General features: G+C 73.3%; 21 protein-coding genes. 10 read left to right on the forward strand and 11 right to left on the reverse strand.

Going from position 1 to position 24,776, the window contains the following annotated elements:
- The first annotated feature begins 296 nt into the window (after nucleotides 1-296).
- Complete coding sequence (locus ACFV9M_RS29730; protein WP_385077136.1) at nucleotides 297-1,598, forward strand: DUF3500 domain-containing protein; 1,302 nt, start codon at nucleotides 297-299, stop codon at nucleotides 1,596-1,598.
- 75 nt (nucleotides 1,599-1,673) lie between these two features.
- Here ACFV9M_RS29730 and ACFV9M_RS29735 read toward each other — a convergent pair whose 3' ends face one another.
- The 10 genes from ACFV9M_RS29735 to ACFV9M_RS29780 form a co-directional block, all read right to left on the reverse strand.
- Nucleotides 1,674-2,324, reverse strand: a complete 651-nt coding sequence (locus ACFV9M_RS29735; protein ID WP_385077138.1) for a CoA transferase subunit B — start codon at nucleotides 2,322-2,324, stop codon at nucleotides 1,674-1,676.
- Nucleotides 2,324-3,133: a CoA transferase subunit A gene (locus ACFV9M_RS29740; protein ID WP_385077140.1), complete on the reverse strand. Its 810-nt coding sequence runs from the start codon at nucleotides 3,131-3,133 to the stop codon at nucleotides 2,324-2,326. Before ACFV9M_RS29740 ends, ACFV9M_RS29735 begins: the two co-directional genes overlap by 1 nt.
- Nucleotides 3,134-3,146: 13 nt before the next feature.
- A complete protein-coding gene (locus ACFV9M_RS29745) occupies nucleotides 3,147-3,926 on the reverse strand; it encodes an SDR family NAD(P)-dependent oxidoreductase (RefSeq protein WP_385077142.1) in 780 nt (259 codons plus the stop codon).
- Complete coding sequence (locus tag ACFV9M_RS29750) at nucleotides 3,923-4,678, reverse strand: SDR family NAD(P)-dependent oxidoreductase (RefSeq protein ID WP_385077144.1); 756 nt, start codon at nucleotides 4,676-4,678, stop codon at nucleotides 3,923-3,925. Before ACFV9M_RS29750 ends, ACFV9M_RS29745 begins: the two co-directional genes overlap by 4 nt.
- Nucleotides 4,675-5,646: a fumarylacetoacetate hydrolase family protein gene (locus tag ACFV9M_RS29755; protein WP_385077146.1), complete on the reverse strand. Its 972-nt coding sequence runs from the start codon at nucleotides 5,644-5,646 to the stop codon at nucleotides 4,675-4,677. Before ACFV9M_RS29755 ends, ACFV9M_RS29750 begins: the two co-directional genes overlap by 4 nt.
- Before the next feature lie 113 nt (nucleotides 5,647-5,759).
- The gene (locus ACFV9M_RS29760; RefSeq protein ID WP_385077148.1) at nucleotides 5,760-6,692 is read right to left on the reverse strand and encodes a VOC family protein; all 933 of its coding nucleotides are present in this window, start codon (nucleotides 6,690-6,692) and stop codon (nucleotides 5,760-5,762) included.
- A 4-nt stretch (nucleotides 6,693-6,696) separates the two neighbouring features.
- Entirely contained in the window at nucleotides 6,697-7,695 is a 999-nt protein-coding gene (locus ACFV9M_RS29765) for an amidohydrolase family protein (protein ID WP_385077151.1), read from the reverse strand.
- Nucleotides 7,692-8,822, reverse strand: coding sequence for an FAD-dependent oxidoreductase (locus ACFV9M_RS29770; protein ID WP_385077153.1), 1,131 nt, complete (start codon nucleotides 8,820-8,822; stop codon nucleotides 7,692-7,694). Before ACFV9M_RS29770 ends, ACFV9M_RS29765 begins: the two co-directional genes overlap by 4 nt.
- 23 nt (nucleotides 8,823-8,845) lie before the next feature.
- Entirely contained in the window at nucleotides 8,846-9,808 is a 963-nt protein-coding gene (locus tag ACFV9M_RS29775; RefSeq protein WP_385077156.1) for a cyclase family protein, read from the reverse strand.
- Entirely contained in the window at nucleotides 9,805-10,806 is a 1,002-nt protein-coding gene (locus tag ACFV9M_RS29780) for a fumarylacetoacetate hydrolase family protein (protein WP_385077159.1), read from the reverse strand. Before ACFV9M_RS29780 ends, ACFV9M_RS29775 begins: the two co-directional genes overlap by 4 nt.
- Nucleotides 10,807-10,932: 126 nt before the next feature.
- Between ACFV9M_RS29780 and ACFV9M_RS29785 the strand changes: the two genes are divergently transcribed.
- From ACFV9M_RS29785 to ACFV9M_RS29795, 3 genes are all read left to right on the forward strand, one after another.
- Nucleotides 10,933-11,850 (forward strand): LysR family transcriptional regulator, encoded by a 918-nt coding sequence (locus tag ACFV9M_RS29785; RefSeq protein WP_385077161.1) that lies wholly within the window; start codon nucleotides 10,933-10,935, stop codon nucleotides 11,848-11,850.
- 231 nt (nucleotides 11,851-12,081) lie between these two features.
- Nucleotides 12,082-12,258 carry a hypothetical protein gene (locus ACFV9M_RS29790; protein ID WP_385077164.1) on the forward strand — a complete coding sequence of 59 codons (177 nt, stop codon included), beginning with the start codon at nucleotides 12,082-12,084 and terminating at the stop codon, nucleotides 12,256-12,258.
- A gap of 113 nt (nucleotides 12,259-12,371) precedes the next feature.
- Entirely contained in the window at nucleotides 12,372-13,862 is a 1,491-nt protein-coding gene (locus ACFV9M_RS29795) for a family 43 glycosylhydrolase (RefSeq protein WP_385077167.1), read from the forward strand.
- 290 nt (nucleotides 13,863-14,152) lie between these two features.
- Here ACFV9M_RS29795 and ACFV9M_RS29800 read toward each other — a convergent pair whose 3' ends face one another.
- The gene (locus ACFV9M_RS29800; protein WP_385077169.1) at nucleotides 14,153-15,646 is read right to left on the reverse strand and encodes an MFS transporter; all 1,494 of its coding nucleotides are present in this window, start codon (nucleotides 15,644-15,646) and stop codon (nucleotides 14,153-14,155) included.
- Nucleotides 15,647-15,898: 252 nt separating this feature from the next.
- Here ACFV9M_RS29800 and ACFV9M_RS29805 point away from each other — a divergent pair, with 252 nt between their 5' ends.
- The 6 genes from ACFV9M_RS29805 (at nucleotide 15,899) to ACFV9M_RS29830 (ending at nucleotide 24,761) form a co-directional block, all read left to right on the forward strand.
- On the forward strand, nucleotides 15,899-16,522 hold the full coding sequence (locus ACFV9M_RS29805) for a TetR/AcrR family transcriptional regulator (RefSeq protein WP_385077171.1): 624 nt from the start codon (nucleotides 15,899-15,901) through the stop codon (nucleotides 16,520-16,522).
- 194 nt (nucleotides 16,523-16,716) lie between these two features.
- Complete coding sequence (locus ACFV9M_RS29810; protein WP_385077174.1) at nucleotides 16,717-19,068, forward strand: family 78 glycoside hydrolase catalytic domain; 2,352 nt, start codon at nucleotides 16,717-16,719, stop codon at nucleotides 19,066-19,068.
- Nucleotides 19,065-20,822, forward strand: coding sequence for a glycoside hydrolase family 3 protein (locus ACFV9M_RS29815; protein WP_385077176.1), 1,758 nt, complete (start codon nucleotides 19,065-19,067; stop codon nucleotides 20,820-20,822). Before ACFV9M_RS29810 ends, ACFV9M_RS29815 begins: the two co-directional genes overlap by 4 nt.
- Nucleotides 20,823-20,920: 98 nt before the next feature.
- On the forward strand, nucleotides 20,921-21,646 hold the full coding sequence (locus ACFV9M_RS29820) for a response regulator transcription factor (protein WP_385077178.1): 726 nt from the start codon (nucleotides 20,921-20,923) through the stop codon (nucleotides 21,644-21,646).
- Nucleotides 21,647-21,756: 110 nt separating this feature from the next.
- Nucleotides 21,757-23,193, forward strand: coding sequence for a sensor histidine kinase (locus ACFV9M_RS29825; protein ID WP_385077184.1), 1,437 nt, complete (start codon nucleotides 21,757-21,759; stop codon nucleotides 23,191-23,193).
- A gap of 236 nt (nucleotides 23,194-23,429) precedes the next feature.
- Nucleotides 23,430-24,761, forward strand: a complete 1,332-nt coding sequence (locus tag ACFV9M_RS29830) for a DUF3500 domain-containing protein (RefSeq protein ID WP_385077181.1) — start codon at nucleotides 23,430-23,432, stop codon at nucleotides 24,759-24,761.
- The last annotated feature ends 15 nt before the right edge of the window (nucleotides 24,762-24,776 follow it).

The raw sequence follows: 24,776 nt of genomic DNA on the forward strand, positions 1-24,776 counted from the left end.
GGCGCCGGTGACGCACGCGCTCGCGATCAGCAGGGCCACGTTGTCCTAGGTCCGCTGGGCCGCGCTGACAGCCGGGGCGGGCGCCGGCGCGTCCGCGTACCCCGTCGCCGCCCGGTCACGCCAACTGGCCAGTGCGTGACCGCCGTTGATGTACACCGACATGACAATCCTTATGGCACCCACAGGTTGCTGCCAGGCTCCCTTTAATTGTCGACGAAATTGTCGGCTACGTGAATCACACCACCCACGGACACAAGCCGCGCACACCCGGAACCCACCGCTCACGCCGGTGGTTCATGAACAAGGCCCTGCTCGCCGGCGGCGTCTCCGCCGTCGCGGTCATGGGCGGTTACGCCGCCACCACGGCCGGCGCCGAGACGACGTCGACGACCGACGCGACGGCGAGCGCGTCGCCGTCGGGCCCGCCGGCCGGCGGCGGCTTCGGCCAGACGATCGCCTACGACGACTTCGTCGGCGTCACCACGGACGGCACCGTCGTCGACGACCTGTACGCGATCCACTCCACCGGCGTCTCCACCACCCCGGTGATCCGCGCCGCGCAGGCCTTCGTCGACTCGCTCACCGACGACCAGAAGTCGGCCACGCTCTTCGACGTCGACGCCGACCAGTGGCTGGACTGGACCAACGTCGACTCCAACGACCGCGAGGGCGTCGCCCTGCGCGACCTCACCGAGAAGCAGTACGCGCTCGCCCTGAAGCTGCTCAAGGCCTCGCTGTCGGCGCGCGGTCTGAAGCAGGCCGACAGCATCCGCAAGCTCAACCACTTCCTCGGCGAGTACTCGGGCGACACCACCAAGGCGCTCAACGAGGACGCCTACTGGTTCACCGTCATGGGCACCCCGTCGGCGAAGGACGCCTGGGGCTTCCAGTTCGAGGGCCACCACCTCGTCATCAACTACTTCGTCCTGGGCGACCAGGTCGTGATGACCCCGACCTTCATGGGCTCCGAGCCGACGAAGATCACGTACGACGGTGTGGACTACCACCTCTTCCGCGAGGAGACCGCCGCCGGCCTCAAGCTCCTGCGCTCGCTGGACAGCACTCAGCTCGCCACCGCGCTCTCCACCGCCGCGAAGACCGGCGCCGACCTGATCGCCGGCGCCGGCCAGGACAACGCCGTCATCCCGTACGCGGGTCTCAAGGGCTCCGAGCTGAACCGCCGGCAGCAGCAACTGCTGCTCGACCTGGTCGAGGTGTACGTCGGCTACCAGGACGAGGGCCACGCGCGGGTGCGGCTGCGGGAGATCGAGAAGCACCTCGACGACACGTACTTCTCCTGGATCGGCGAGTACGAGGACGACTCGGCGTTCTACTACCGCGTCCACAGCCCGGTCGTGCTGATCGAGTACGACGCCGAGTCCCCGCTCGCGTACCACGAGGACGAGGACGGCAGTTCGGCCTCGGCCACGCCGTCCGCCTCCGCCTCCCCCTCCACCTCGGCGAGCCCCGGAGCCGGCGGTCCGGGCGGTCCCGGCGGGACCCCCACCCAGCAGCACATCCACACCATCATCCGCACCCCCAACGGCAACGACTACGGCGTGGACCTGCTCAAGCTCCACCGGGCGACCGACCACTGACGGTCGCTCCGCCGCCCGCGTCACCTCGGGCGCCCCGGCTCCGGCCGGGGCGCCCGTCGGCGTCCGCGGGACCGGTCAGCAGGCGGCCGTGTGGCCGGCCAGCCGGACCGGGGCGTCGGTGCGGGAGGTGATGTCCTCGACGGTGACGCCCGGAGCCGTCTCGACCAGGGCGAGGCCGTCGTCGGTGACGTCCAGGACGCCCAGGTCGGTGATGACGCGGTGCACGCATCGCTCGCCCGTGAGCGGCAGGGTGCAGTCCTTCAGGATCTTCGGACTGCCGTCCTTGGCGGTGTGCTCCATCAGGACGATCACGCGGCGGGCGCCGTGCACGAGGTCCATGGCACCGCCCATGCCCTTGACCATCTTCCCCGGGATCATCCAGTTGGCCAGGTCGCCGGCGGCCGACACCTGCATGGCGCCGAGGACCGCGGTGTCGATGTGGCCGCCGCGGATCATGCCGAAGGAGAGCGCGGAGTCGAAGAAGCTCGCCCCGGGCAGGACGGTCACGGTCTCCTTGCCGGCGTTGATCAGGTCCGGGTCGACCTCCTCCTCGGTGGGGTAGGGGCCGGTGCCCAGGATGCCGTTCTCGGAGTGCAGCACCACGTGGACCCCGGGCGGGAGGTGGCCGGGGATCAGGGTCGGCAGGCCGATGCCGAGGTTGACGTAGGAGCCGTCGGTGAGCTCGGCGGCGGCGCGGGCCGCCATCCGGTCGCGGGTCCAGGCCATCAGGAACGCACCGTCCCTCGGGTCGAAGATGCGGAGACAGTGAGGCGCTCGATCCGCTTGTCGGCGGCCTCTTCGGCGCTGAGCCGGACGACCCTCTGCACGTAGATGCCGGGCAGGTGCACCTCGTCGGGGCGCAGCTCGCCCGGCTCGACGAGCTCCTCGACCTCGGCGACGGTGACGCGGCCGGCCATCGCGGCCAGGGGGTTGAAGTTGGCGGCCGCGCGGCGGAAGCACAGGTTGCCGTGGCGGTCGCCGCGCCAGGCCCGTACGAGGGCGAAGTCGGTGGTGATGCCCTCCTCCAGCACGTGCGGGCGGCCCGCGAAGTCGCGGGTCTCCTTGGGCGGGGAGGCCACGGCGACGGACCCTCCCCCAGCCTCCGGCCGGGAGGTGCCCCCAGCGGCGTAGCGCCAGGGCAGGCCGCCGCTGGCGACCTGGGTGCCGACGCCCGCCGGGGTGTAGAAGGCGGGGATGCCGGCGCCGCCGGCGCGCAGGCGTTCGGCGAGCGTGCCCTGGGGGGTGAGCTCGACCTCCAGTTCGCCGGAGAGGTACTGGCGGGCGAACTCCTTGTTCTCGCCGACGTAGGAGCCGGTGACGCGGGCGATGCGGCCGGCGGCGAGCAGGACGCCGAGGCCGCGGCCGTCCACGCCGCAGTTGTTGGAGACGACCCGCAGACCGGTCGCCCCCTGGGAGTGCAGGGCACGGATCAGTGCCTCGGGTACGCCGCTGAGGCCGAAGCCGCCGACGGCCAGTGACGCGCCGTCGGGGATGTCGGCGACGGCCTCGGCGGCGCTGCCGCGGACCTTGTTCACAGGGGGAGTCCTTTCAGGTGGTGGCGCCGGGCAGCACGGTGGACCAGCCGCCGTCCACGACGAGGTTGGCGCCCGTGATGTACGCGGCCTCGTCGGAGGCCAGGAACACCGCCGCGTTGACGACGTCGTCGGCCATGCCCAGCCGCCCCAGCGGGATGTGCCGGGCGATGGAGCGCATCGGGTGGTCGTCGGCGAGCAGGTTGGTGCGGGAGCCGTCGGTGTCGATCATTCCGGGGCTCACGCAGTTGACCCGGACGCCGTGCGGGGCGCCCTCGGCGGCGAGCTGGCGGGTCAGCGCGATCACCGCGCCCTTGGAGGCGGTGTGCGCGGTGCGCGCGTTGGTGAGCGAGCCGGTCAGGCCGGCCGTCGAGCCGACGGTGAGGACGCAGCCGCGGGCGGCGACGAGGTGCGGCCAGGCCGCGCGCACGGTCAGCCACACCGAGTCCAGCTCGGCGCGCATCGTGAACGCGAAGTCCTCGTACGGCTGGCTGTCGATCGCCCCGAAGCGGACGGCGCCGGCGTTGGCGTAGACGATGTCGACGCCGCCGAACGCGTCGACGGCCTCGGCCACCCAGGAGCGGACGCAGTCCTCGTCGGTGACGTCCAGGGGGCCGGGGGTGAGGGCGGTGCCGCCCTCGCGGGCGATGAGCCGCTGGGTCTCGACGGCCTCCTCGTGCAGCAGGTCGCCGCCGACGACGAGCGCACCCTCGGCCGCGAAGCGCAGGGCTGCGGCCCGGCCCTGGCCGCGCGCGGTGCCGGAGACGAGGGCGACCTTGCCTTCGAGCCGCTTCATCCGGTCACCTCCGCGCGCAGGGCGTCGGAGACGGACTTGACGCCGCCGTGCGCGGTGAGCCCGCCGTCCACGGGGATCTCGGCGCCGGTGACGAAGGACGCCTCGTCGGACAGCAGGAAGACGACCAGGCCGGTGACCTCGTCGACGGTGCCGGTGCGGCCCAGCGGGGTCTCGCGGACGTTGGCCTCGCGGAAGGCCGGGGCGGCGGAAGCGGTCATGTCGGTCTCGATGTAGCCGGGGTGGACGGTGTTGACGCGGATGCCGCGCGGGCCGAGCTCCAGGGCCGCGGTCCTGGACAGGCCGCGCAGCGCCCACTTGCTGGTCGTGTAGGCGACCGGATAGTGGGCGGTGAGGGCCGCCGAGGAGCCCACGTTCACCACGGAGGCGCCGGCGGGCATGAGGGGCGCGAGGTGCTGGATGCCCAGCAGGGGGCCGGTGACGTTGACCGCGTGGACGCGCGCCATGTCCTCGGGGCGCACGTCGCCGAGGCGGGCGCGCCAGGTGACGCCCGCGTTGTTCACCAGGCCGTGCACCTCTCCGTACGCCTCGCGCAGATCGGCGGCGAGGCCGGCCCAGTCCCGCTCGCTGGTGACGTCGAGCCGGCGGCAGCCGTCCCCGGAGTCGACGTCGGTGGCGATGACCCGGGCGCCCTCCCGGGTGAGCGCCTCCGCCTCGGCTGCGCCCTGGCCGCGGGCCGCGCCGGTGACCACCACGACCTTGCCCAGGAGCCGCTTGGGGCGCGGGGCGGTCACGGCCGCTCCCGCGAGCGGCGCCGGCCGGCCGGCAGCGGTACGGGCTCGACGCCGGGGACGACGGTGTTGGTGAGCGTGCCGATGCCCTCGACGGTGAGGGCGACGGTGTCGCCGGGCTTCAGCGGCGGCGGGGACTGCTCGCCGCGCAGCCCCCACAGCTCGGCGAGGCAGCCGCCGTTGCCGCAGGTGCCGGAGCCCAGCACGTCACCCGGCACGACGCGGGTGCCGCGCGAGGCGTAGGCGACCATCTCCTCGAAGGTCCAGCTCATGTTGGACAGCAGGTCCTCGCCGACCACCTCGCCGTTGATCTCGGCGGTCAGCGCCAGGCGCAGGAAGCCGTCGGCGTCCCGGTGGGGCTCCAGCTCGTCGGCCGTGACCAGGTACGGGCCGAGGCTGGTGGCGGTGTCCTTGCCCTTGCAGGGGCCGAGGCCGACCTTCATCTCGGCGGACTGGAGGTCGCGGGCGGACCAGTCGTTGAAGACGGTGTAGCCGACGATGTGGTCGCGGGCCGCCGCGGGCGTCAGGTCGCGGCCCTCGCGGCCGACGACGACGCCCACCTCGAGCTCGAAGTCGAGCACCGACGAGCCGGGCGGCACCGGGATGTCGTCGAGGTGGCCATGGAGGGCGTGGGGGTTGGTGAAGTAGAAGGCGGGCGCCGCGTACCACTGGTCGGGCACTCCGGCCGCGCCGTCGACGGAGCGGCGTACCCCTTCGACGTGTTCCTCGAAGGTGACGAAGTCCCTGACCGAGGCGGGCTGGAGGGGCGGCAGCAGCCGTACCTGGGAGACGTGCGGGCCGGGGGACACGTCGAGGGCCGCCGCGCCGGCGGCGAGCAGTCCGGGCAGCCCGTCGGTCTCCGCGAGCAGCGCGGTGAGGGACTGCACGCCGGGCAGCGGGAGGAGCGTGCCGTCCTCCTCGACGACGGCCACGCGGCGGCGCTGCCGGTGCTCGTAGGCGGCGAAACGCATGGTGCGGCTCCTGGGAGGGATGGGAGGGGTGACGGAAGGCTTCCGGACCGGGGGCGCGGCGGGCAGTCAGGGCATGACAGGGCGTGCCGCGCCCCCGGGGTCGGCGGGGAGGATCAGACCGGCGGGGCGACGAACACGCCGCGGTCGGGGTCGTTGAAGGACTCCTTGGCGACGAGCTCGTTCATCGGGTTCGCCGTGCCCCACTGGTCGGTGACCTCGGGCTGGGAGAAGTCGTAGACGTGGGGGTGCCAGGTGTCCTCGTCGAGGAGTTCCAGCTCGGTGGTGTACTCGACGGTGTTGCCGTGCGGGTCGAGGAAGTACGTGAAGGTGTTGTCCCCGGCCATGTGCCGGCCGGGGCCCCAGATCTTCTGGAACCCGGCGCGGATGACGCGGCCGGAGCCGCGCATGTACTCGTCGATGCCGCGCATCTCGAACGAGATGTGGTGCAGCGAGGTGTGCGGGCCCTTGGCCAGCGCCATCGAGTGGTGCTGGTTGCTGATCCGCATGAAGTGCATGACCTCGCCCATGTGGGGCGAGCTGAGGGTGTCCGAGAGGGCGAAGCCGAGGTGGCGCTCGTACCACGCGCGGGTCCGGTTCAGGTCGGGCGAGTTGAGGACGACGTGCGACAGCTTGACCGGGATCGACTCCTTCTCCTCGATCTTGCGGTGCCGGCGCACCTCCACGTCGGCGGAGACCTCGATGGTGCGTCCGTCGACGTCGAAGAAGCGGAAGCCGTAGCCGCCGCCGGGGGTGTCGAGCCTGCCCGGCTGCGAGATCAGCCGCACACCTCCGGCCGGCAGCCGTTCGGCGAGCGTGTCGACGTCGGCGGCGGACGCGGCGCCGTAGGAGACGAGGTCGAGGCGCTTCTCGTCGGCCTTGCGCAGCCGGACGACGTACTGCTCGGGGGAGCCCTCGGCGGCCAGGAAGGAGACGCCGGAGTCCTCGGCGACCTTGGTCAGGCCCCAGACGCCGGCGTAGAAGTCCAGCTGTTTGTCGTAGTCGGGCACGGCGAGGTCGACGTGCCGCAGGTGGGTGAGCAGGCGCATGGTGTCAGTCCTTCCGGAGGAGGGCGGCCGCGTTGCCGCCCCGTACGGCCTCGACGTCGGCGTCGGACAGCCGTGCGGCGCGCAGCGCGCCGACCGGGTCCTCGCTGCCCATGTCGAAGGGGAAGTCGGAGCCGAGGAGCACCCGGTCGGCCCCGGCGGCGCGGACCAGCTCCCGCAGCACGTGCGGGTCGTGGACCAGGGAGTCGAAGTACAGGCGCTTCAGGTAGCTGCTCGGCAGGTGGGCGCAGCCCGCGCCCGCGTCGGAGCGGGCCGACCAGGCGTGGTCGGAGCGGCCGATGTGGGTGGGCAGGTAGCCGCCGCCGTGCGCGGCGATCAGCTTCAGCCCCGGATGCCGGTCCAGGACGCCCGAGAAGATCAGATGGGACAGCGCGACGGCGTTCTCGGTGGGCTGGCCGACGGTGTTGGACAGGTACCAGCGGTCCAGGCGCTCGTCGAGCGTGCAGCCGAACGGGTGCAGGAACAGGATCGCCCCGGTCTCCTCCGCCCGCGTCCACAACGGCTCGTAGGCGGGGTCGGACAGCTCACGGCCCGGGGCGTGGCTGGAGATCTCCACACCCAGCAGCCCCTGTTCCAGGGCGTGATCCAGGGCCGCGACCGCGAGGTGGGGGTGCTGGAGCGGCACGAGTCCGAGCCCGCGCAGCCGGTCGGGGGCGGCGGCGCAGTGCGCGGCCGTGGCCTCGTTCGCCAGCCGGTACACCTTCTCCGCCGTGTCCTCGTCCGCCCAGTAGTGGTAGTGCGACGGGGAGGGGCTGACCAGCTGCACGTCCACGCCCTGCGCGTCCATCGAGGCCAGGCGCACGGTGACGTCGGTCAGCTTGGGGATGCGCGCGCCCACCATGGGGCCGTTGACGGCGAGGGCGGCGGGACCGTTGCGGCGGGCGTCCAGCGCCTTGGCCTCGGCGTGGCCGGGCAGTCCCGCCACGAGCGCCTCGACCTCGGGCAGCAGGACGTGGGCGTGCACGTCCACGGTCGGCGTCGTCACGGCAGCTCCCGGAGCATCGTCATGGTGCGCGCCATCAGGCCCGGGACATCGGCGTCGCGCACTCCGTCCAGCTGCCACTGCCCGATCTGCACGGACGCCTCGACGACCGGCCGGACGCGGCCGATCCGCCGCTCGTAGAACGCCTGGAGCAGCGCGTCGTCCCAGGTGTCGGCGCCGGTCAGCATCCGCGCCAGCACCCACGCGTCCTCCAGGGACAGCGCGGCGCCCTGGGCGAGGGTGGGCGGGCAGCAGTGGGCGGCGTCACCGATCAGCACGACCCGGCCGCGGTGCCAGGACCCCTCGACCAGCATCCGGTCGAACCAGGTGTAGTTGACCTGCGCGGGATCGGTGATGTGCGCGGTGATCTCCGGCCAGAAACCGCCGTAGTTCCTGGCGAGCGCCCGCATCTCGTCGGCGTACGACTCCGGCGGGATGGTCGCCCGGTCGCGGTTGGCCTCGACGACGTACGCGTAGATCGTGGAGTCGCTGGTGGGGCAGTAGCCGGCGATGTAGGCGGGGCCGCCGTAGGCGAGGTCGGTGCGGGTCACCCCGGCCGGGCGGGGCGCGGCGATGCGCCAGATGGCCATCCCGGTCGGCTCGGGCCGGTCCGGGACGCCGATGGCGGCGCGGGTGGCGGAGCCGAGGCCGTCGGCCGCGATCACCAGGTCGTAGCGGCCCTCGGTGCCGTCGGTGAAGCGCACGGTCACACCGTCGGCGTCCTGGTCCAGGGACTCGGCCCGGGTGCCCAGCCGCACGCGGGCGCCGCTGTCCCGGACGGCGTCGATGAGGATCCGCTGGAGCTGCGGGCGCTGCATGCCGATGGTGGCGGGCAGGTCGTCGCCGCCGGTGCGCAGGTCGTCCTGGACGTGCAGGACGGTCCCGTCGGGGGCAGTGATGCCGACGGAGCCGAAGCCGAAGCCGGACGCCTCGACCTGCTTCCACACGCCCAGTTCGCGCAGGACCCGCAGGGCGTTGCCCTGGAGGGTGATGCCGGAGCCGGCGGTGGCGTTCCAGTCGTCCTTCGCCTCGACGAGGTCCACCGTCAGGCCGGCCCGGCGCAGCAGGATCGTCACGGCGTTGCCGGCCGCGCCACCGCCGATCACCAGGACCGTACGGGCATTGCTCATGGGGAACTCCCTTGTTCCGCTGGTTACTTGACGGCGATCGGGTTCACGGGGGAGCCGACGGCGCCGGTGATCGGCAGGGGGGCGGCGGTGAGCCAGAAGTCGTACCGGCCGTCGGCCGCGCAGTCCTCGGCCAGCGCTTCCAGGTCCCACATCTCGCCGATGAGCAGGCCGGTGTTGGGGATGACGACCTGGTGCAGCGGCTGGAAGGCGTGCTCGAACTCGTTGGGCCGCACCTCGAAGCCCCAGGTGTCGGTGGCGATCGCGGCGATCTCGGTGCCGTGCAGCCAGCCGGCCGTGGTGAAGGACAGGCCGGGCGCGGGCCCGCCCGCGTAGTCGCCCCAGCCGTCGCGGCGGACGCGGGCGAGCTGCCCGGTGCGCACCAGCACGATGTCGCCCCGGCCGACGCTCACCCCGTGGGCCTCGGCGGTCGCCGTCAGGTGCTCCTCGGTGACCGGGAAGCCGTCGGGCAGTTCACCGTCCTCGCCGATCACCCGGCCCACGTCGAGCAGCACACCGCGTCCGGCGACGTGCGGGGCCATGTGCTCGATGCCGGTGACCAGGTCGCCGTCGGAGGTGACGACCTTCTCGGCCGGACGCCCGTTCCACGCCTTGCCGTGGTCGAAGATGTGCCCGAGCCCGTCCCACTGGGTGGAGCACTGCAACGGCATCGCGATCACGTCGTCGGCGCCGCCGATGCCGTGCGGGAAGCCCTGGTTGCCGAGGGCGGCGTCGGTGCCGGTGTCCAGCATGGTGTGCACCGGGTTGGTGCGCCGGCGCCAGCCCTTCTGCGGGCCGTCCATGTCGAACCGCTGGGAGAGGGAGAAGCTCACACCGCGCCGGATCAGGGCCGCGCCCTCGCGCCGCTTGGCCTCGTCGAGGAAGTTGAGGGTGCCGAGCACGTCGTCCTCGCCCCAGCGGCCCCAGTTGGAGTACGCCTTCGCGGCGCGCGCGATCGCGCCCTCCGGGTCGCGGCGGTCCGGGGTCACGGCGTCGCCTCCGCGACACAGCGGGTGCGCTGGACGCCGAGCCCGGTGATCGAGCCCTCCATGACGTCGCCGTCGCGCAGCAGCCGGCCCCAGTGCATGCCGTTGCCGGCCGGGGAGCCGGTGAGCACCAGGTCGCCGGGGAGCAGACGGGCGGTCTGGGAGGCGTACGCCACCATGCGCGCCACGTCGAAGATCATGTCCTTGGTGGACTCGTCCTGCATGGTCTCGCCGTTCAGCTTCAGCACCAGCCGCAGGTCGTTCGGTTCGGCGATCGACTCGGCCGGCACGATCCAGGGGCCGAGCGGGGTGAAACCGGGGGCGTTCTTGCTGCGCAGCCAGTCGGTGCCGATCTGCGGCATGTCCCGGCGGAAGACGGTGGCGCGGTCGGTCAGGTCGTTGGCGATCGTGTACCCGGCGACGTACTCCAGCGCCTCCTGCACGGACACCCGGTGGGCGGGCCGGCCGATCACGGCCGCCAGCTCCAGCTCCCAGTCCGGCTTCTCGGCCCAGGCCGGCAGCACGACGTCGTCGCCCGGACCCGTGATCGCGCTCGGCAGGCCGATGAACACGTACGGCAGGTCCTCCGCCGCCCGGCGGTCCATGATCTCCGCGGCTTCGGCGCGCCGCTCACCCTCGGGCCGGTCGTCGCCGGGCGCGCGGTGGGCCACGTGCAGGTCGATGACGTGCTGCCGGTAGTTGGCGCCCGACTGGAACACCTGGCGCGGCTCGACCGGCGCGTGCACCCGCAGCCCGGCGAGCGGCGTGCGGGGGAGCGAGGGGTCGGCCGCCAGCGCGCGCAGTCGCGGCAGGGCCGCCGCCCAGTCGTCCAGCAGATCCCGGACGGTCAGCGATTCCCCGCCGAAGGGCGTGCGGAGATCGAGGGCCCGGCCGTCCGGGGTGACGAGGGCGGGGAAGGCGGGCCCGTCCGGGGCCGCCAGAGTGCCGAGGGCGAACGGGCCGGCGAAGAGCGCGGACGCGGCTTCAGGTTTCACGAACATGTCCTCCTGATTGCGGTGTGACTAATCTGGACCCCGCACCCGCAATCGGGGAAATAGATTGTGTGGATGATCGGCATTCACCGCGTTTATTCCTCTCGGTCGGCGCCGTACCGCAAGGGGAGTCCCGTGAACCTGGCCCGTCTGGACCTCAACCTCGTCGTCGCCCTGCGCGCCCTGTTGGAGGAGCGCAACGTCACCCGTGCCGGACAGCGCGTCGGCCTCAGCCAGCCCGCCATGAGCGCCGCCCTCGCCCGCCTGCGCCGTCACTTCGACGACGACCTGCTCGCCCGCGTCGGCGGCCACTACGAACTCACCGCCCTCGGCCAGGTCCTCCTGGACCGCACCTCCACCGCCTACGACGTGCTGGAACGCCTCTTCGCCAGCCAGGCCGAGTTCGACCCGGCCAGCGAGCGACGCGAGTTCAAGCTGCTCGCGTCGGACTACGCCGTCGCCGTCTTCGGGACCGAACTCGCCCGCGTCGTGCACGAGGAGGCCCCGGGCATCCGGCTCCGCTTCACCCACACCCCGCCGACCGTCGTCGACGACACCGCCACCCTGCTCAGCGCCTCCGACGGCCTGCTGATGCCGCACGGCGTCGTCAGCGACTTCCCGGCCACCGACCTCTACGACGACCGCTGGGTCTTCCTCGTCGCGGACGACCATCCCAGCGTCGACGACCGGCTCACCCGGCAGGACCTGGCGCGGCTGCCGTGGGTCACCTACCAGCGCACCTACGACGCCCCCGCCGTGCGCCAGCTCGGCATGCTCGGCATCGAGCCGCGCGTGGAGGTCTCCGTCGACAGCTTCCAGCTGCTGCCCCTGCTGGTCGTCGGCACCCGGCGGATCGCCCTGGTGCAGGCGCGCCTGGCCCGGCTGCTGGCGCCGGTCGCCGCCGTCCGCGCCGTGGAGCCGCCCTACGAGGCGGTCCCGCTGCGGGAGGCCCTGTGGTGGCACCCGGTCCACACGCACGACGCGGCCCACATCTGGCTGCGCGAGACGGCCGCGCGGGTCGGCGCGCGGCTGCCTCGGGAGGGGGACGGCTGAGCGGGGCGGGCATCGTCGGCGCGCCCGGTCACGGCGCCACGGCCCCATCCACCCGCTGGATCGACGGCATCGGCAACTCGGATCACGCGAGGGGTGGGCAGGCCGCGTCCGCGCCCGCATAGTCGTGGCACGTCACCGCGCCCGTACGCCGAGGTCCGAAGGAGCGTCGCTCCCTCCGGCCCCGGTCGCCGCGCCGCGCCACTCTCCCGCACCGCGCCCTGGAGTGCTGCCATGCCCGCATCCGCCGCCCCGCCCGCCCCCGACCGGGGTGACTCTCCGACCGTCCGGAGCCGGCTGCCCGCCGTGCTGCTGATGGCCGGCAGCTGCCTGCCGATCCTCGGCGCGGTCCTGATCGCCCCCGTGCTTCGTGCCGGGCGAGGCCGGCCCAACGTCGGTGATCATCTGTGACGTGGGCCATACCGTAGATGCCTAGCGAACACTAGGTATTGGGGGGCATCATCGACACCCGCCGTCGTCGCGCGCCCAGTGCGGCGCCCCGGTCGAGAAGCCGAGAGACCCCCGTGAAACTTCCCGTGCAGCCGGTCGTCCCCGGCTTCCATCCGGATCCCAGCGTCTGCCGTGTGGGAGACGACTACTACCTGGCCTGCTCCAGCTTCGAGTACGCCCCGGGCGTCCCGATCCACCACTCGACCGATCTGCGGACGTGGCGCCGGATCGGCCATGCGCTCGCCCGGCCCGCGCAGTTGCCGCTGGAGGGGGTGGAGCCCTCGGCCGGCATCCTGGCGCCGACCCTGCGCCACCACGCGGGCCGCTACTGGATGGTGACCACCCTGCTGTCCGGCGGCCCGCGGGTCTTCCTGGTCACCGCCGACGATCCGGCCGGCCCCTGGTCGGAACCGGTGTGGATCCCCGAGGCCCGGGGCATCGACCCCGACCTCGCCTGGGACGACGACGGGACCTGCCTGCTCACCTGGACCCGCTTCGGCGAGGGGATCGTGCAGGCCGCACTCGATCCGCGGACCGGCGAACTGCTCGACGAGCCCCGCCGGCTGTGGCAGGGGACGGGCGGGAAGTTCCCCGAGGGCCCCCACCTCCACCGCGTCGGCGCGTACTGGTACCTGCTGCTCGCCGAGGGAGGCACCGAACGCGGACACGCCGTCACCATCGCCCGCGCGCCCTCACCGGCCGGGCCCTTCGAGGCGTGCCCGCACAACCCCCTCCTCACCGCGCGCGGGACCGGCGCTCCCGTCCAGAGCACCGGTCACGCCGATCTCGTCCAGCGGCCCGACGGCACCTGGGCGATGGTCTACCTCGGCACGCGGCCGCGAGGCAGCAGCCCCGAGTGGCACGTCCTGGGACGGGAGACCTTCGCGGCGGAGGTGAGCTGGAGCGACGGCTGGCCCGCCGTGGCGGGGCCGATCGAGCCGGACGCGCCCGCCGAGGCGGTCGAGGACCTGCCGGAGGCGACGCTGCCGCCGGCGTGGGTGGCACCCGGCGCCTTCCCGGACGCGCTGCTCAGCTGGACCGACCGGGGCTGGCGGCTCACCGCGGCGGACGGGCCCGCCTTCGTGGGCCGCCGCCAGGAGCACCTCCACATGCGGGCGCGGGCCGTGGTCGCCCCGCCCCCGCAGCGACCGGAGGAGGAGGCGACAGGGGCCGGCGGACTGGAACTGCGCATCGACTCCCGGCACGCCGTCCGCATCGAGGTACGGGGCTCGCGTGTGCGCGCGCTCGCCGTGATCGGCGGGGCGAGCGTCCTCCTGGGCGAGACCGCCGCCACGCCGGAGACGGTGCTGGAACTGCGCGCCGAGCCGCACAGCGCGCCCTCTCCCTTCGGAGTCGCCATGGGGCCCGACGAACTCGTGGCCGGAGTGTCCGGCCCGGACGGCTTCCGCGAACTCGGCCGGGTCGACGGCCGGTACCTGTCGACCGAGGTCGCCGCGGGGATGACGGGCCGGATGATCGGCCTGGTGTGCTCCGAGGGCGACATGCTGTTCCGGTCGTTCACCTACAGCGGCGCGGACGACCCGAAGGCGCTGTTCGAGGACTGAGGCCCGGCGCGCCCACGCCCGACCGGCGGGGTGCACGACCCGGCATGACGGACCGTCGTCCCCTGACGGTCCGTCATCCTGGAGGAGGGACGCGGACGGACCGCACCCCGGTCTCCCGACGGCCCGCGGCCGGGAGGCCGCGGACGCGTACGCCCTCCTCCACGGCGATACGGCGACGGTGCGTGGAGGAGGGCGGGGGAGGGGGCGTCGAGGGCGGAGTGGGGGCCGGTTCCTCCAAGGCTGCCCCGGCCCCGGCGCTGTCAGGTCGCCGGGGCCGGGGCCCGCCCGGCTCAGGCGGGCTGGGGCGCCTCCGTCCCGGCCCGGCCGGTGTCGCCCTCGGCCGCCTCCTTCAGGGGCGGAATGAACAGGGAGAGCAGCAGGGCCACCACCGTGACCAGGGCGCCGAGCCAGAACACCCAGGAGTACCCGGTGTCGTGGTAGAAGGCCGTGCCGTCGACGACGGTGCTGTCGGCGGCGAGGGCGGCGTACGCGCCGGCGGTGACGATGGCGCCGAAGAGGCTGATGAGCATGTTGAGCATGCCGCTGCCCAGGCCTTGCTCGTCACGCGAGACCACGCCGACCACGAGGGCGGGTGCCCCCGCGACGACCACGCCGGCGCCGAGGTTGGCGACGCAGGAGGTGAGGATGAGTTCGAGTTCGTTGCCGTGGTAGAAGCCGACGAGCGTGTAGCCGACGGCCATCACGACCAGGCCGGCGCACCACACCTTGCGGGTGTCGAAGAAGCGCAGGTAGCGGCTGACGAGCAGACCGGTGCCGAACATCACCAGGTTCCAGCTCACGCTGACGACGGCGTTGTGCTGGGCCGTCCAGCCCAGGCCCGCGGAGACACCGGGGATGTGGGGGTAGAGGGCGAGCAGGATGGCGAGGCCGGGCATCGTGAAGGCGACCGTCTGGGCGAGGCCGCCCGCGGTGAGCGCCAGGGCCACCGGGCGGCGGCGCAGGACCCGCAGGTCGAGGATGGGGTGGGCGCTGGACCGCTCGATGAACAGGAAGACGACCAGGGCGACGACACCCGCGCCGAGCCAGCCCAGGGTCCGCGCGTCCGACCAGCCCCAGCTCTGCCCCTGACCGGTGGCGTAGACCACCGCGGTCAGGCCGCCGCCGAGGACAAGGCCGCCCAGCCAGTCGAAGCCGGAGTCGAAGGCGTGCCGCGGCGTCTCCGGGACCAGCAGCGCGACCAGCGCGAAGGCGACGGCGGTGGCGGCCGCGAGGAACCACAGGGCACCGCGGTACCCCCAGTTGTCGACCAGCCAGCCCGCCAGGAACGGCGAGACGAGGGCCACCAGGCCGACGCTGCTTCCCATGATGCCGCTGGCCGACTTGACCAGCCGGGGCGGGAAGACGTCCCGCACCGCGGCGAACGACAGCGCGCCGAAGGGCCCGTAGAAGCCGGCGATCGCCCGGCCCGCCAGCACCAGCCAGAAGCTTCCGGCCAGGGCGGCGAGGGCCTCACCGAGGGCGCCCAGCGCCATCATGGCGAGCATGACGCGCCGCTTGCCGTACAGGTCGCCCAGCTTGATCGCGAAAGGCGTGAGCAGGGTGGACACCAGGGTCAGCGTCAGTCCGAACCACGCCACCTGGGTGGTGTGGAAGGTCTGCGCGACCCCCGCCATGGCGTTGGCACCGAGGATCCCGCCCGCGGCCAGCAACTGGGTCGGCCAGGCGAGTGCGATGAGCAGCAGGACGAGACGGGGGGTCCACCGCCCGTCCGCCGGGGCGCCGGGCGCGAGGTCGGGTTGCGGGCTTGATGACGTCGGCGTCATGCCAGCCCTCCTTTCACGGAGGTGCCGAAGGGAGTGGGAGGCGCGGTGGGGGGTGACGCGGAAGAGTGGCCTGCTGTTTACACGTCGCTTACAGGGAGGTGACAGCGTGGCAATACGTCGTCGCGTGACGTCGATGATGACCCGAACACCTAGTGCTCGCTAGGTATCCGGGTTATGACCCACGTCACATAGGGGCGTGACAGGTGGTCGGGCGCCGGCCGCCGCCGCTCCCGCCGCCGGTACCGTTCTCCCATGGCGACACCCAGGGGACCGCGCGGCGGCTACACGACGGGCCGGGCGCGGCGCACGCAGATCCTGGAGGCGGCGTTGCTGCGCTTCGGGCAGGACGGCTACCGCAAGACCTCCCTCGCGCGCGTCGCCCGGGACGCCGAGATCACCGACGCCGGGCTGCTGCACCACTTCCGCGACAAGCAGCAGCTCCTGCTGGCGGTCGTCGAGTACTGGCACGAGCGCGCGGACGTGCGGTGGGAGCGGGTCTCGGACTCCGTCCGCGACGCGTTCCGCTGCCATCTGGAGGACACCGCCGAGACGCTCGCCATGCCCGGCATGGTCGAACTCGCCGTCGTGATCGGCGCCGAGGCCACCGCGCCCGACCATCCGGCCCACGAGCACTTCACCCGCTGGCAGGAGAAGGGGGTCAGGGAACTCGCCGACCGGCTGCGGGCCGGCAGCCGCAGCGGTGAACTGCGGGCCGACCTGGACCACGAGGGCATCGCCCGCGAGTGCGCGGCCCTGGACGCGGGTCTCCAGCAGCAGTGGCTGGCCGGCGGGCGTTCCTTCGACCTCATCGCCGTCATGCGCGACCACCTCGACCGCCTCATGCGCTCCATCTCCTCCGACGGGCGGGGGATGTAGAAGAGGGCTCCGCGCGCCCGTGGTCCGCCGCACGGGTGCGCGTGCCGCTCCGTGCCCCCGCCCCGTGTTTGTCATGGGCATGATTGCCGCGCGTGGAGGGTGTGTGACACACCTCACGGCCGTGAACACCTAGTTTTCACTAGGTTTTGGCCGCATGATCGAGGCTGCTCATCCAGGCGCTGAGAAAGGCCGTCATGCACCACCACTGGACCGCCCGGGTCGTCAGCCCCCGCCCGACCGGCACCCCCTCCGCGACGGCGGCCCGCCCGGCCGCCCTGCTGCGCGGGGAGTTCACCGCGCGCGCAGCCGTACGGTCGGCACGGCTCCTGGTCACGGCTCTCGGCGTGTACGAGATGCAGATCAACGGAGCCGTCGTCGGCGACCACGTCCTCGCCCCCGGCTGGACGAGCTACCGCCACCGCCACCGCTACCAGTCCTTCGACGTCACCGCCCTGCTCCGCGACGGCCGCAACGCCTGGGGCGCCCACCTGGCCGACGGCTGGTACCGGGGCCTGCTCGGCTTCAACGGCGGCACCCGGGACATCTACGGCGACCGCACCGGCCTCCTGGCCGAACTGCGCATCGAGTACGCCGACGGCACCACCGAGACCGTCACCACCGGGGAGGACTGGAGCTGGGCCCCCGGCCCCGTCCTCGCCGCCGGACTGTACGAGGGCGAGGAGCACGACGCCCGCCACGAGCGGGCTGGATTCGCCGAACCCGGCTTCGACGACCCGGCCTGGGAGCCCGTCGAGGTCCTCGACTTCGACACCTCCGTGCTCTTCCCGGCCGACAGCCCGCCGGTGCGCCGCACCGAGTACGTCACCCCCGTCGCCGTCACCACCTCGCCGACCGGCCGCACGATCCTCGACTTCGGCCAGAACCTCGTCGGCCGGCTCCGCATCCGCGTCCGCGGCGAGGCCGGCCGCACGATCACCCTCCGGCACGCCGAGGTGCTCCAGGACGGCGACCTGTGCGTCCGTCCGCTGCGGCACGCCACCGCCACCGACCGCTACACCCTGCGCGGCGCCCCGGACGGCGAGGAGTGGGAGCCCCGCTTCACCTTCCACGGCTTCCGCTACGCCGACGTCGAGGGCTGGCCCGGCGATCTCGACCCCGCCGACGTCACCGCCGTCGTCCTCCACAGCGACCTGCGCCGCACGGGCTGGTTCTCCTGCTCCGACGACTCCCTGAACCGGCTGCACGAGAACGTCGTGTGGGGGATGCGCGGCAACTTCGTCGACGTGCCCACCGACTGCCCGCAGCGCGACGAGCGGCTCGGCTGGACCGGCGACGTCCAGGTCTTCGCCCCCACCGCGTCCTTCCTCTACGACGTCCGCGACTTCCTGCGCTCCTGGCTGCGCGACCTGGCCGCCGACCAGGGCGCCGACGAACGGCGCGTCCCCCCGGTGTTCAGCCCCGACATCCCGGTGATCACCCCCGTGCCGATCCCGCCCGGCAACCCGCCGATGGCCGGCTGGTGCGACGCGGCCGTCATCGTCCCCTGGGTGCTGTACGAGCGCTACGCCGACACCGAGGTGCTGCGCACCCAGTACCCGTCCATGCGGGCGTGGGTCGACGCCGTCGACCGCATCGCCGGGCCCGGCCACGTCTGGGGCGAGGGCTTCCAGTTCGGCGACTGGCTGGACCCGACCGCGCCCGCCGACGACCCCGGCCGGGCGATGACCTCGTCCGAGCTGGTCGCCACGGCGTACTTCGCCCACTCGGCGCGGCTGCTGGCCCGCACCGCCGAGGTGCTGGACGACAAGGACACCTCCGAGCACTACCACGCCCTGGCCGACGCGGTCCGCGACGCCTTCCGCGACCGCTTCCACACCGGCGGCGGACGCCTGACCGAGGAGACGCAGACCGCCTACGCCCTCGCGCTCTGCTTCCGCCTCCTGGAGGACGACGCCGAGCGCGCCGAGGCCGGACGCCGCCTCGCCGGCCTGGTGGCCGGCCGCGACCACCGCGTCGGCACCGGCTTCCTCGGCACGCCCCTGGTGTGCGACGCGCTGACCGACACCGGACACGTCGACACCGCCTACCGGCTGCTGACGCAGCGGTCGTGCCCGTCGTGGCTGTACCAGGTCGACATGGGCGCCACCACCGTCTGGGAACGCTGGGACAGCATGCTTCCCGACGGCGGCGTCAACCCCGGCGAGATGACCTCCTTCAACCACTACGCGCTCGGCGCGGTCGCCGACTGGATGCACCGCACCGTCGCCGGCCTGGCCCCCGCCGGGCCGGGCTACCGCCGTCTCCTGGTGCGGCCCCGCCCCGGCGGCGGCCTCACCTGGGCCCGCGCCGAGTACGACACGCCGCACGGGCGGGCCGAGACCAGCTGGCGCGTCGAGGGCGGGCGGCTGCTGGTGGACGTGCTCGTACCGCCGGCCGTCACCGCCCTGGTCGACCTGCCCGGTGCGGAACCCGTCGAGGCCGGGCCCGGCCGGCACACCTTCCACTGCCCCCTGCCGGCCGCGCCGGAGCGAGCGGACCGCCCCACCCCTTCCCCCACGACGCACGCCTCCGAGGAGCAGCGGTGACCCTCCCCTACCAGGACCCCCGGCACGCCGTCGCGCGGCGCGTGGCCGACCTGCTGCCCCGGATGACCGTCGAGGAGAAGGCGGGACTCCTCTTCCACCACGTCATCGGCATCGGCGAGCGCGACGCGCCCGCCGGACTGACCGCCGAGCAGATGATGTCCGACCACCTGATGTCGCACTTCAACCTGCTCGGCGCGGGCAGCCCGCGCGAGATGGTCCAGCTCCACAACGACCTCCAGCGGGCCGCCGCCGACACCCGGCTCGGCATCCCGGTCACCCTGTCCACCGACCCCCGGCACGCCTTCACGGACAACCCCGGCACGGCCATGCTCGCCGGACCGTTCTCCCAGTGGCCGGAGTCCCTCGGCCTCGCCGCCGTCGGCGACGCGGACCTGGTGCGGGAGTTCGCGGACACCGTCCGCCGCGAGTACGTGGCCGTCGGACTGCGCGTCGCCCTGCACCCGCAGATCGACCTCGCCACCGAGCCGAGGTGGGCCCGGATCCCCGGCACCTTCGGCGAGGACGCCGACCTGACCTCGCGCCTGGTCGCCGCGTACATCGAGGGGCTGCGCGGCCCCGGCGACGGCCTCGGCCCCGACAGCGTCGCCGCGATGGTGAAGCACTTCCCCGGCGGCGGCCCGCAGAAGGACGGCGAGGACCCCCACTTCGCCTACGGCCGCGAACAGGTCTACCCCGGCGGCTTCTTCGACTACCACCTCAAGCCCTTCGAGGCCGCCCTCGCGGCCGGCGCCACCCAGGTCATGCCCTACTACGGCATGCCCGTCGGGACCGAGCACGAGGAGGTCGGCTTCGGCTTCAACCACGGGATCATCACCGGGCTGCTGCGCGAGAAGCTCGGCTTCGACGGCATCGTGTGCACCGACTGGGGCCTGATCACCGACCAGCTGGTCATGGGCGAGCCGCATCCCGCACGCGCCTGGGGCGTGGAACACCTCACCCCGGCCGACCGCCTGCTGAAGGCCCTGCACGCGGGCGCCGACCAGATCGGCGGCGAGTCCTGCACCGACCTGCTCGTGGACCTCGTGCGCACCGGCCGCCTGGAGGAGTCGCGGCTCGACGCCTCCGTGGCGCGGATCCTCGCCGAGAAGTTCCGCCTCGGCCTGTTCGACGACCGCCGCTACGTCGACGCGGACACCGCCGAGGAGGTCGTCGGCCGCGCCGACTTCCGGGCCGCCGGCGAGGTCGCCCAGCGCCGCTCGGTCACCCTGCTGAAGAACGGCCCGCTGAAGAACGGCCCGCTGCCCCTGTCGGGCCGGCCCCGGCTGTACGTGGAAGGCGTGGACGCGGCGACGGCCGCCGCCTACGCCGACGTCGTCACCGACCCCGCGGCCGCCGACCTCGCGGTGCTGCGCCTGAGCACGCCGTACGAGCCGCGTCCCGGCCTGTTCGAGTCCTTCTTCCACGCCGGGCGCCTCGACTTCCCGGCCGACCGGCTCAAGGAGATCCTCACCCTGCTGGACACCGTGCCCACCGTCGTGGCGGTGCACCTGGAGCGCCCGGCCGTCGTCCCGGAGATCGCCGACCGCTGCGCGGCCCTGCTCGGCGTCTACGGCACCGGCGACCACGCCCTGCTCGACGTCCTGTTCGGACGGACCGCACCGGAGGGCCGGCTGCCGTTCGCCCTGCCCCGGTCGATGGCCGAGGTCGAGGCCGGACACCCGGACGCGCCCCGGGGCGGCGCCGACCCCCTCTACCCCTTCGGACACGGCCTGGACTACACGGCCGACGTCTGACCGGCCGTCCGCCGCCGCGCGCGCCCGGGCCCCGCGCTCATGGCCCGGGCCCAGGCCGCGCACAGGCGTCTCCCAGCGGGTCCCGCCATGATCGGCACATGTCTGCTGTCTGCGGGGCCCGCGAGGACGCGGTCCGTGTCCTCATCGTCGACGACGAGCCCGAACTCACCGAGTTGCTCTCCTGGGCGGTCACCGAAGCGGGCTGGCGGCCCTTCCGCGCGGAGGACGGACACAGCGCACTGACCCTCGCGCGCGGCTGCGCCCCGCACGCCGTCGTCCTCGACTGGATGCTGCCCGACCTCGACGGCGTGCAGGTGCTGCGGCGCCTGCGGTACGAGGACGCGCGGCTGCCCGTGCTCATGCTCACCGCCCGCGACGCCCTGGAACACCGTATCGACGCGCTGTCCGCGGGCGCCGACGACTACGTGACCAAACCCTTCTCCCTGGAGGAGGTCATGCTGCGGCTGCGCGGGCTGCTGCGCCGCTCCGGTGTGGAGGAGACGGCGGCGGACGAGCCGGTGCGGGTGCTCGGCGATCTCGTGCTCGCCGAGAAGACCCGCCAGGTGCAGCGCGGCGGGACACCCCTGACGCTGACCGCCAAGGAGTTCGACCTGCTCCGCTTCCTGATGAGCCACCCGCGCCAGGTCCTCAGCAAGGCCCAGATCCTCGACCACGTCTGGAACAGCTCCTTCGACAAGGAGGGCAACCTCGTCGAGGTCTACGTCTACGGTCTGCGCGGGAAGATCGACAAGGGGCGGGCCCCGATGATCCACACCGTGCGCGGCGCCGGCTACGTCATCAGGGCGGCGGGGGACGGCGCGTGAGGCTGCGCCGGAAGCGTGGCCTGCCCGTCGCCGCCGGACTGCGCGGGCTGTCGCTGCGGGCCCGCCTGGTGCTGTTCACCACCTCGACCCTGGTGGTCGTGTGCACCGCCATGGCGGTGGCCACGGCACTGGTCCAGCGCCACCGGCTCGTCGGGGACATGGACGCGCGCGTGCACGAGACGGTGGCGCGCATGCAGGGCTGGGTCCAGCACGGCGGGGGAGACGCCTCCGACCTCGGCTTCCTCAACGAGCGCGGCCACCGCACCGGCACCGTGGCGGCCCGGGTGGCCGACGGCGAGGTCACCGCCGCCGAGGTGGTGACCCCGGACGGCCGCCGCACGGCCCTGACCGCCGCGCAGCGCGCCGCCCTGGCCGGGCTGACCGCCGACGGCTCGCCGCACACCCGCACGATCCCGGGCCTCGGCGCCTACCGGTTGATCGCCGTCAGCGGCGAAACGGCCTCCCTGGTGGCCGGACTCCCCATGGACGGCGTCCAGGACACGCTGAACTCCCTCGTCGTCACCGAGGCGGTGATCGCCTCCGCCGGACTGGCCGGCGCGGCCTGCGTCTGCGCGGTGGGCATACGCCGCCAGCTGCGCCCGCTCGGCCGGGTCGCCGCCACCGCCGTCGAGGTCGCCCGCGCCCCGCTCAGCCGCGGCGAGATCACGCAGCTCACCCGTGTCGCCGCCGCGGACACCGACAGCCGTACCGAGGCCGGACGCGTGGGTGCCGCGCTCAACCACCTCATCGACCGCGTCGAGTCCTCCCTGTCCGAGCGCCAGCGCAGCGAGGACCGCATGCGCCGCTTCCTCGCCGACGCCAGCCACGAACTGCGCACCCCCCTCGCCTCCATCGCCGGGTACGCCGAGCTGATGGGCCGCGGCGCCGCGCAGGTCGAACCGCACGTGGTGTGGCGCCGGATCTCCGCCCAGTCGACGCGGATGACCGGCCTCGTCGAGGACCTGCTGCTGCTCGCCCGGCTCGACGAGGGACGCCCCCTGGAGAAGGCCGAGGTGAACCTCACGACGCTGGTCGCCGAGGCCGTGTGGGACGCGCGGGCCGCCGGCGGCGACCACATCTGGGAACTCGCGCTGCGCCTCGACGAACCGGCCACCGTGACCGGCGACGCGGCCAGGCTCCACCAGGTCGTGGCCAACCTGCTGGCCAACGCCCGCGCGCACACCCCGCCCGGCACGACCGTCACCGTCGCCGTGGAGGCGACGGACACCCACTGCGCGATCCGGGTGCGCGACGACGGCCCCGGCATCCCGCCCGCGCTCCTGCCGTCCGTGTTCGAGCGCTTCACCCGCGCGGACGCCTCCCGCTCCCGCGTCACCGGCCAGGGAGGCGGGAGCGGACTGGGCCTGGCCATCGCCGCGGCGATCGCGCAGGCGCACGCAGGACGCATCGACGTCGAGAGCCAGCCGGGGCGGACGGAGTTCGCCGTCACCCTGCCCCGCACGACCGCGCCGCCCCGCGTCCCGCCGCCGTCCTCGGTAGCCGCGCCGCCGTCCTCGGCAGCCGCGCCGCCGTCCTCGGCCCCTTGAGCGGGCGCGCGGCCGGCTGAGCCGGCGCACGGGTCCCCTGCGTCGGCGCGGACGGGGCGGACAAACTCTCAGCACCTCCACATAAGCCCAGGTCAGTGCTGTCGCGCAGGGCGGTCGCGCGCCCTCTTCCGGCCCTGCGCCGCAGGCGGTTCAGCGGGGACTCAGTTCGGTGCAGCAGGGTGATCCGGCAGGGAGCCCACACCGGGTGGGCCCATGGACGAAAGGAGCCGGCGACGATGACCGAGCTCGACACCGGGGACGCCGCGGCACGAGAGACCGGGCCGGAGGCCGGCCGGCACGCCCACGCGAGCCGCCGCAACTTCATGCGCAAGGTCTTCTTCGCCTCCGGCGCCACCGCGGTCGCGACGATGGGCGGCGCGGGAGCCTGGGCGGCGCTCGCCGACGACACCACCGACGCCACCGCGAGCGCGGTCCCGAGCGGTGCCCCCAGCGGCGGCCCGGGCGGCGGTGCGGGCGGCCCCGGCAACATGACGATCACCGAGGACTTCTTCGGCCTGACGACCGACGGCAAGCGGATCGACGACCTGTTCACGATCCACTCCACCGGCGTCGACACCGCCCCCGTCATCACCGCCGCGAACGCCTTCCTGGCCGGGCTCACCGACGACCAGAAGACCTCCACCCAGTTCACCGTCCACTCCACCGAGTGGCGGATGTGGAGCAACGTCGACTCCTACGAACGCCAGGGCGTCTCCCTCGCCGACCTGACCGACACCCAGAAGGCGCTGGGCACGGCACTCCTCGAGGCGGCGCTGAGCGCCGACGGCCTGGAGACCACGGAGAAGATCCGCAAGATCAACCAGGCGGCCGGCGAGGCGATCGGCAACACGAACTCCTTCAACGAGGACGCCTACTACTGGACCGTGATGGGCACCCCGTCGGACAGCGAGCCCTGGGGCTTCCAGTTCGACGGCCACCACCTGGTCGTCAACTACTTCGTCCTCGGCGACCAGGTCGTCATGAGCCCCTGCTTCTGGGGCTCCGAGCCGACCTCGATGGAGATCGACGGCGAGACCGTCACCGTGTGCCACGAGGAGGTCGTCGCGGGCCTCGCCTTCATCAACTCCCTCACCTCCGAGCAGCAGGCGGTCGCCATCGAGTCCGCGACCAAGTCGAACGAGTCGATGAAGGCGGGCGCCTTCTCCGACAACACGGTGCAGGAGTACACCGGACTGCGGTGCGACGTCCTCAACTCCGCCCAGAGGACCAAGCTCCTCGGCATCGTCGAGGCCTTCGTCGGACGCGCCAGGGCCGACGCGGCCAAGGTGAGGATGGCCGAGGTCCGCAAGTACCTCGACGACACCTACGTCACCTGGGCCGGGGGCACCGGCGACGACGACGCCTTCTACGTCCGCGTCCACAGCCCCGTCGTCTGGGTGGAGGTCGACTGCCAGGCCCCGGGCCCGCTGGCCGGTGCCTACGGCGCGCAGCAGGGCGACGGAGCGACCCAGAAGCACGTCCACTCCATCATCCGCACCCCGAACGGCAACGACTACGGCAGGGAGCTGCTGCGGCAGCACTACCTGACCTCGCCGCACCACCGCTGACCGGCCGACGGCGGG

Origin of the sequence: Streptomyces sp. NPDC059895, from assembly GCF_042731035.1 — a bacterium.
GTDB lineage: Bacteria > Actinomycetota > Actinomycetes > Streptomycetales > Streptomycetaceae > Streptomyces.

What these genes read in the sequence shown, in the direction of transcription:
- ACFV9M_RS29770 (WP_385077153.1), bottom strand. Translation starts at nt 8,822, where the DNA reads ATGAGCAATGCCCGTACGGTCCTGGTGATCGGCGGTGGCGCGGCCGGC.
- ACFV9M_RS29825 (WP_385077184.1), top strand. Translation starts at nt 21,757, where the DNA reads ATGGCGGTGGCCACGGCACTGGTCCAGCGCCACCGGCTCGTCGGGGAC.
- ACFV9M_RS29800 (WP_385077169.1), bottom strand. Translation starts at nt 15,646, where the DNA reads ATGACGCCGACGTCATCAAGCCCGCAACCCGACCTCGCGCCCGGCGCC.
- ACFV9M_RS29735 (WP_385077138.1), bottom strand. Translation starts at nt 2,324, where the DNA reads ATGGCCTGGACCCGCGACCGGATGGCGGCCCGCGCCGCCGCCGAGCTC.
- ACFV9M_RS29760 (WP_385077148.1), bottom strand. Translation starts at nt 6,692, where the DNA reads ATGCGCCTGCTCACCCACCTGCGGCACGTCGACCTCGCCGTGCCCGAC.
- ACFV9M_RS29830 (WP_385077181.1), top strand. Translation starts at nt 23,430, where the DNA reads ATGACCGAGCTCGACACCGGGGACGCCGCGGCACGAGAGACCGGGCCG.
- ACFV9M_RS29780 (WP_385077159.1), bottom strand. Translation starts at nt 10,806, where the DNA reads ATGTTCGTGAAACCTGAAGCCGCGTCCGCGCTCTTCGCCGGCCCGTTC.
- ACFV9M_RS29790 (WP_385077164.1), top strand. Translation starts at nt 12,082, where the DNA reads ATGCCCGCATCCGCCGCCCCGCCCGCCCCCGACCGGGGTGACTCTCCG.
- ACFV9M_RS29810 (WP_385077174.1), top strand. Translation starts at nt 16,717, where the DNA reads ATGCACCACCACTGGACCGCCCGGGTCGTCAGCCCCCGCCCGACCGGC.
- ACFV9M_RS29755 (WP_385077146.1), bottom strand. Translation starts at nt 5,646, where the DNA reads ATGCGTTTCGCCGCCTACGAGCACCGGCAGCGCCGCCGCGTGGCCGTC.
- ACFV9M_RS29820 (WP_385077178.1), top strand. Translation starts at nt 20,921, where the DNA reads ATGTCTGCTGTCTGCGGGGCCCGCGAGGACGCGGTCCGTGTCCTCATC.
- ACFV9M_RS29805 (WP_385077171.1), top strand. Translation starts at nt 15,899, where the DNA reads ATGGCGACACCCAGGGGACCGCGCGGCGGCTACACGACGGGCCGGGCG.
- ACFV9M_RS29730 (WP_385077136.1), top strand. Translation starts at nt 297, where the DNA reads ATGAACAAGGCCCTGCTCGCCGGCGGCGTCTCCGCCGTCGCGGTCATG.
- ACFV9M_RS29745 (WP_385077142.1), bottom strand. Translation starts at nt 3,926, where the DNA reads ATGAAGCGGCTCGAAGGCAAGGTCGCCCTCGTCTCCGGCACCGCGCGC.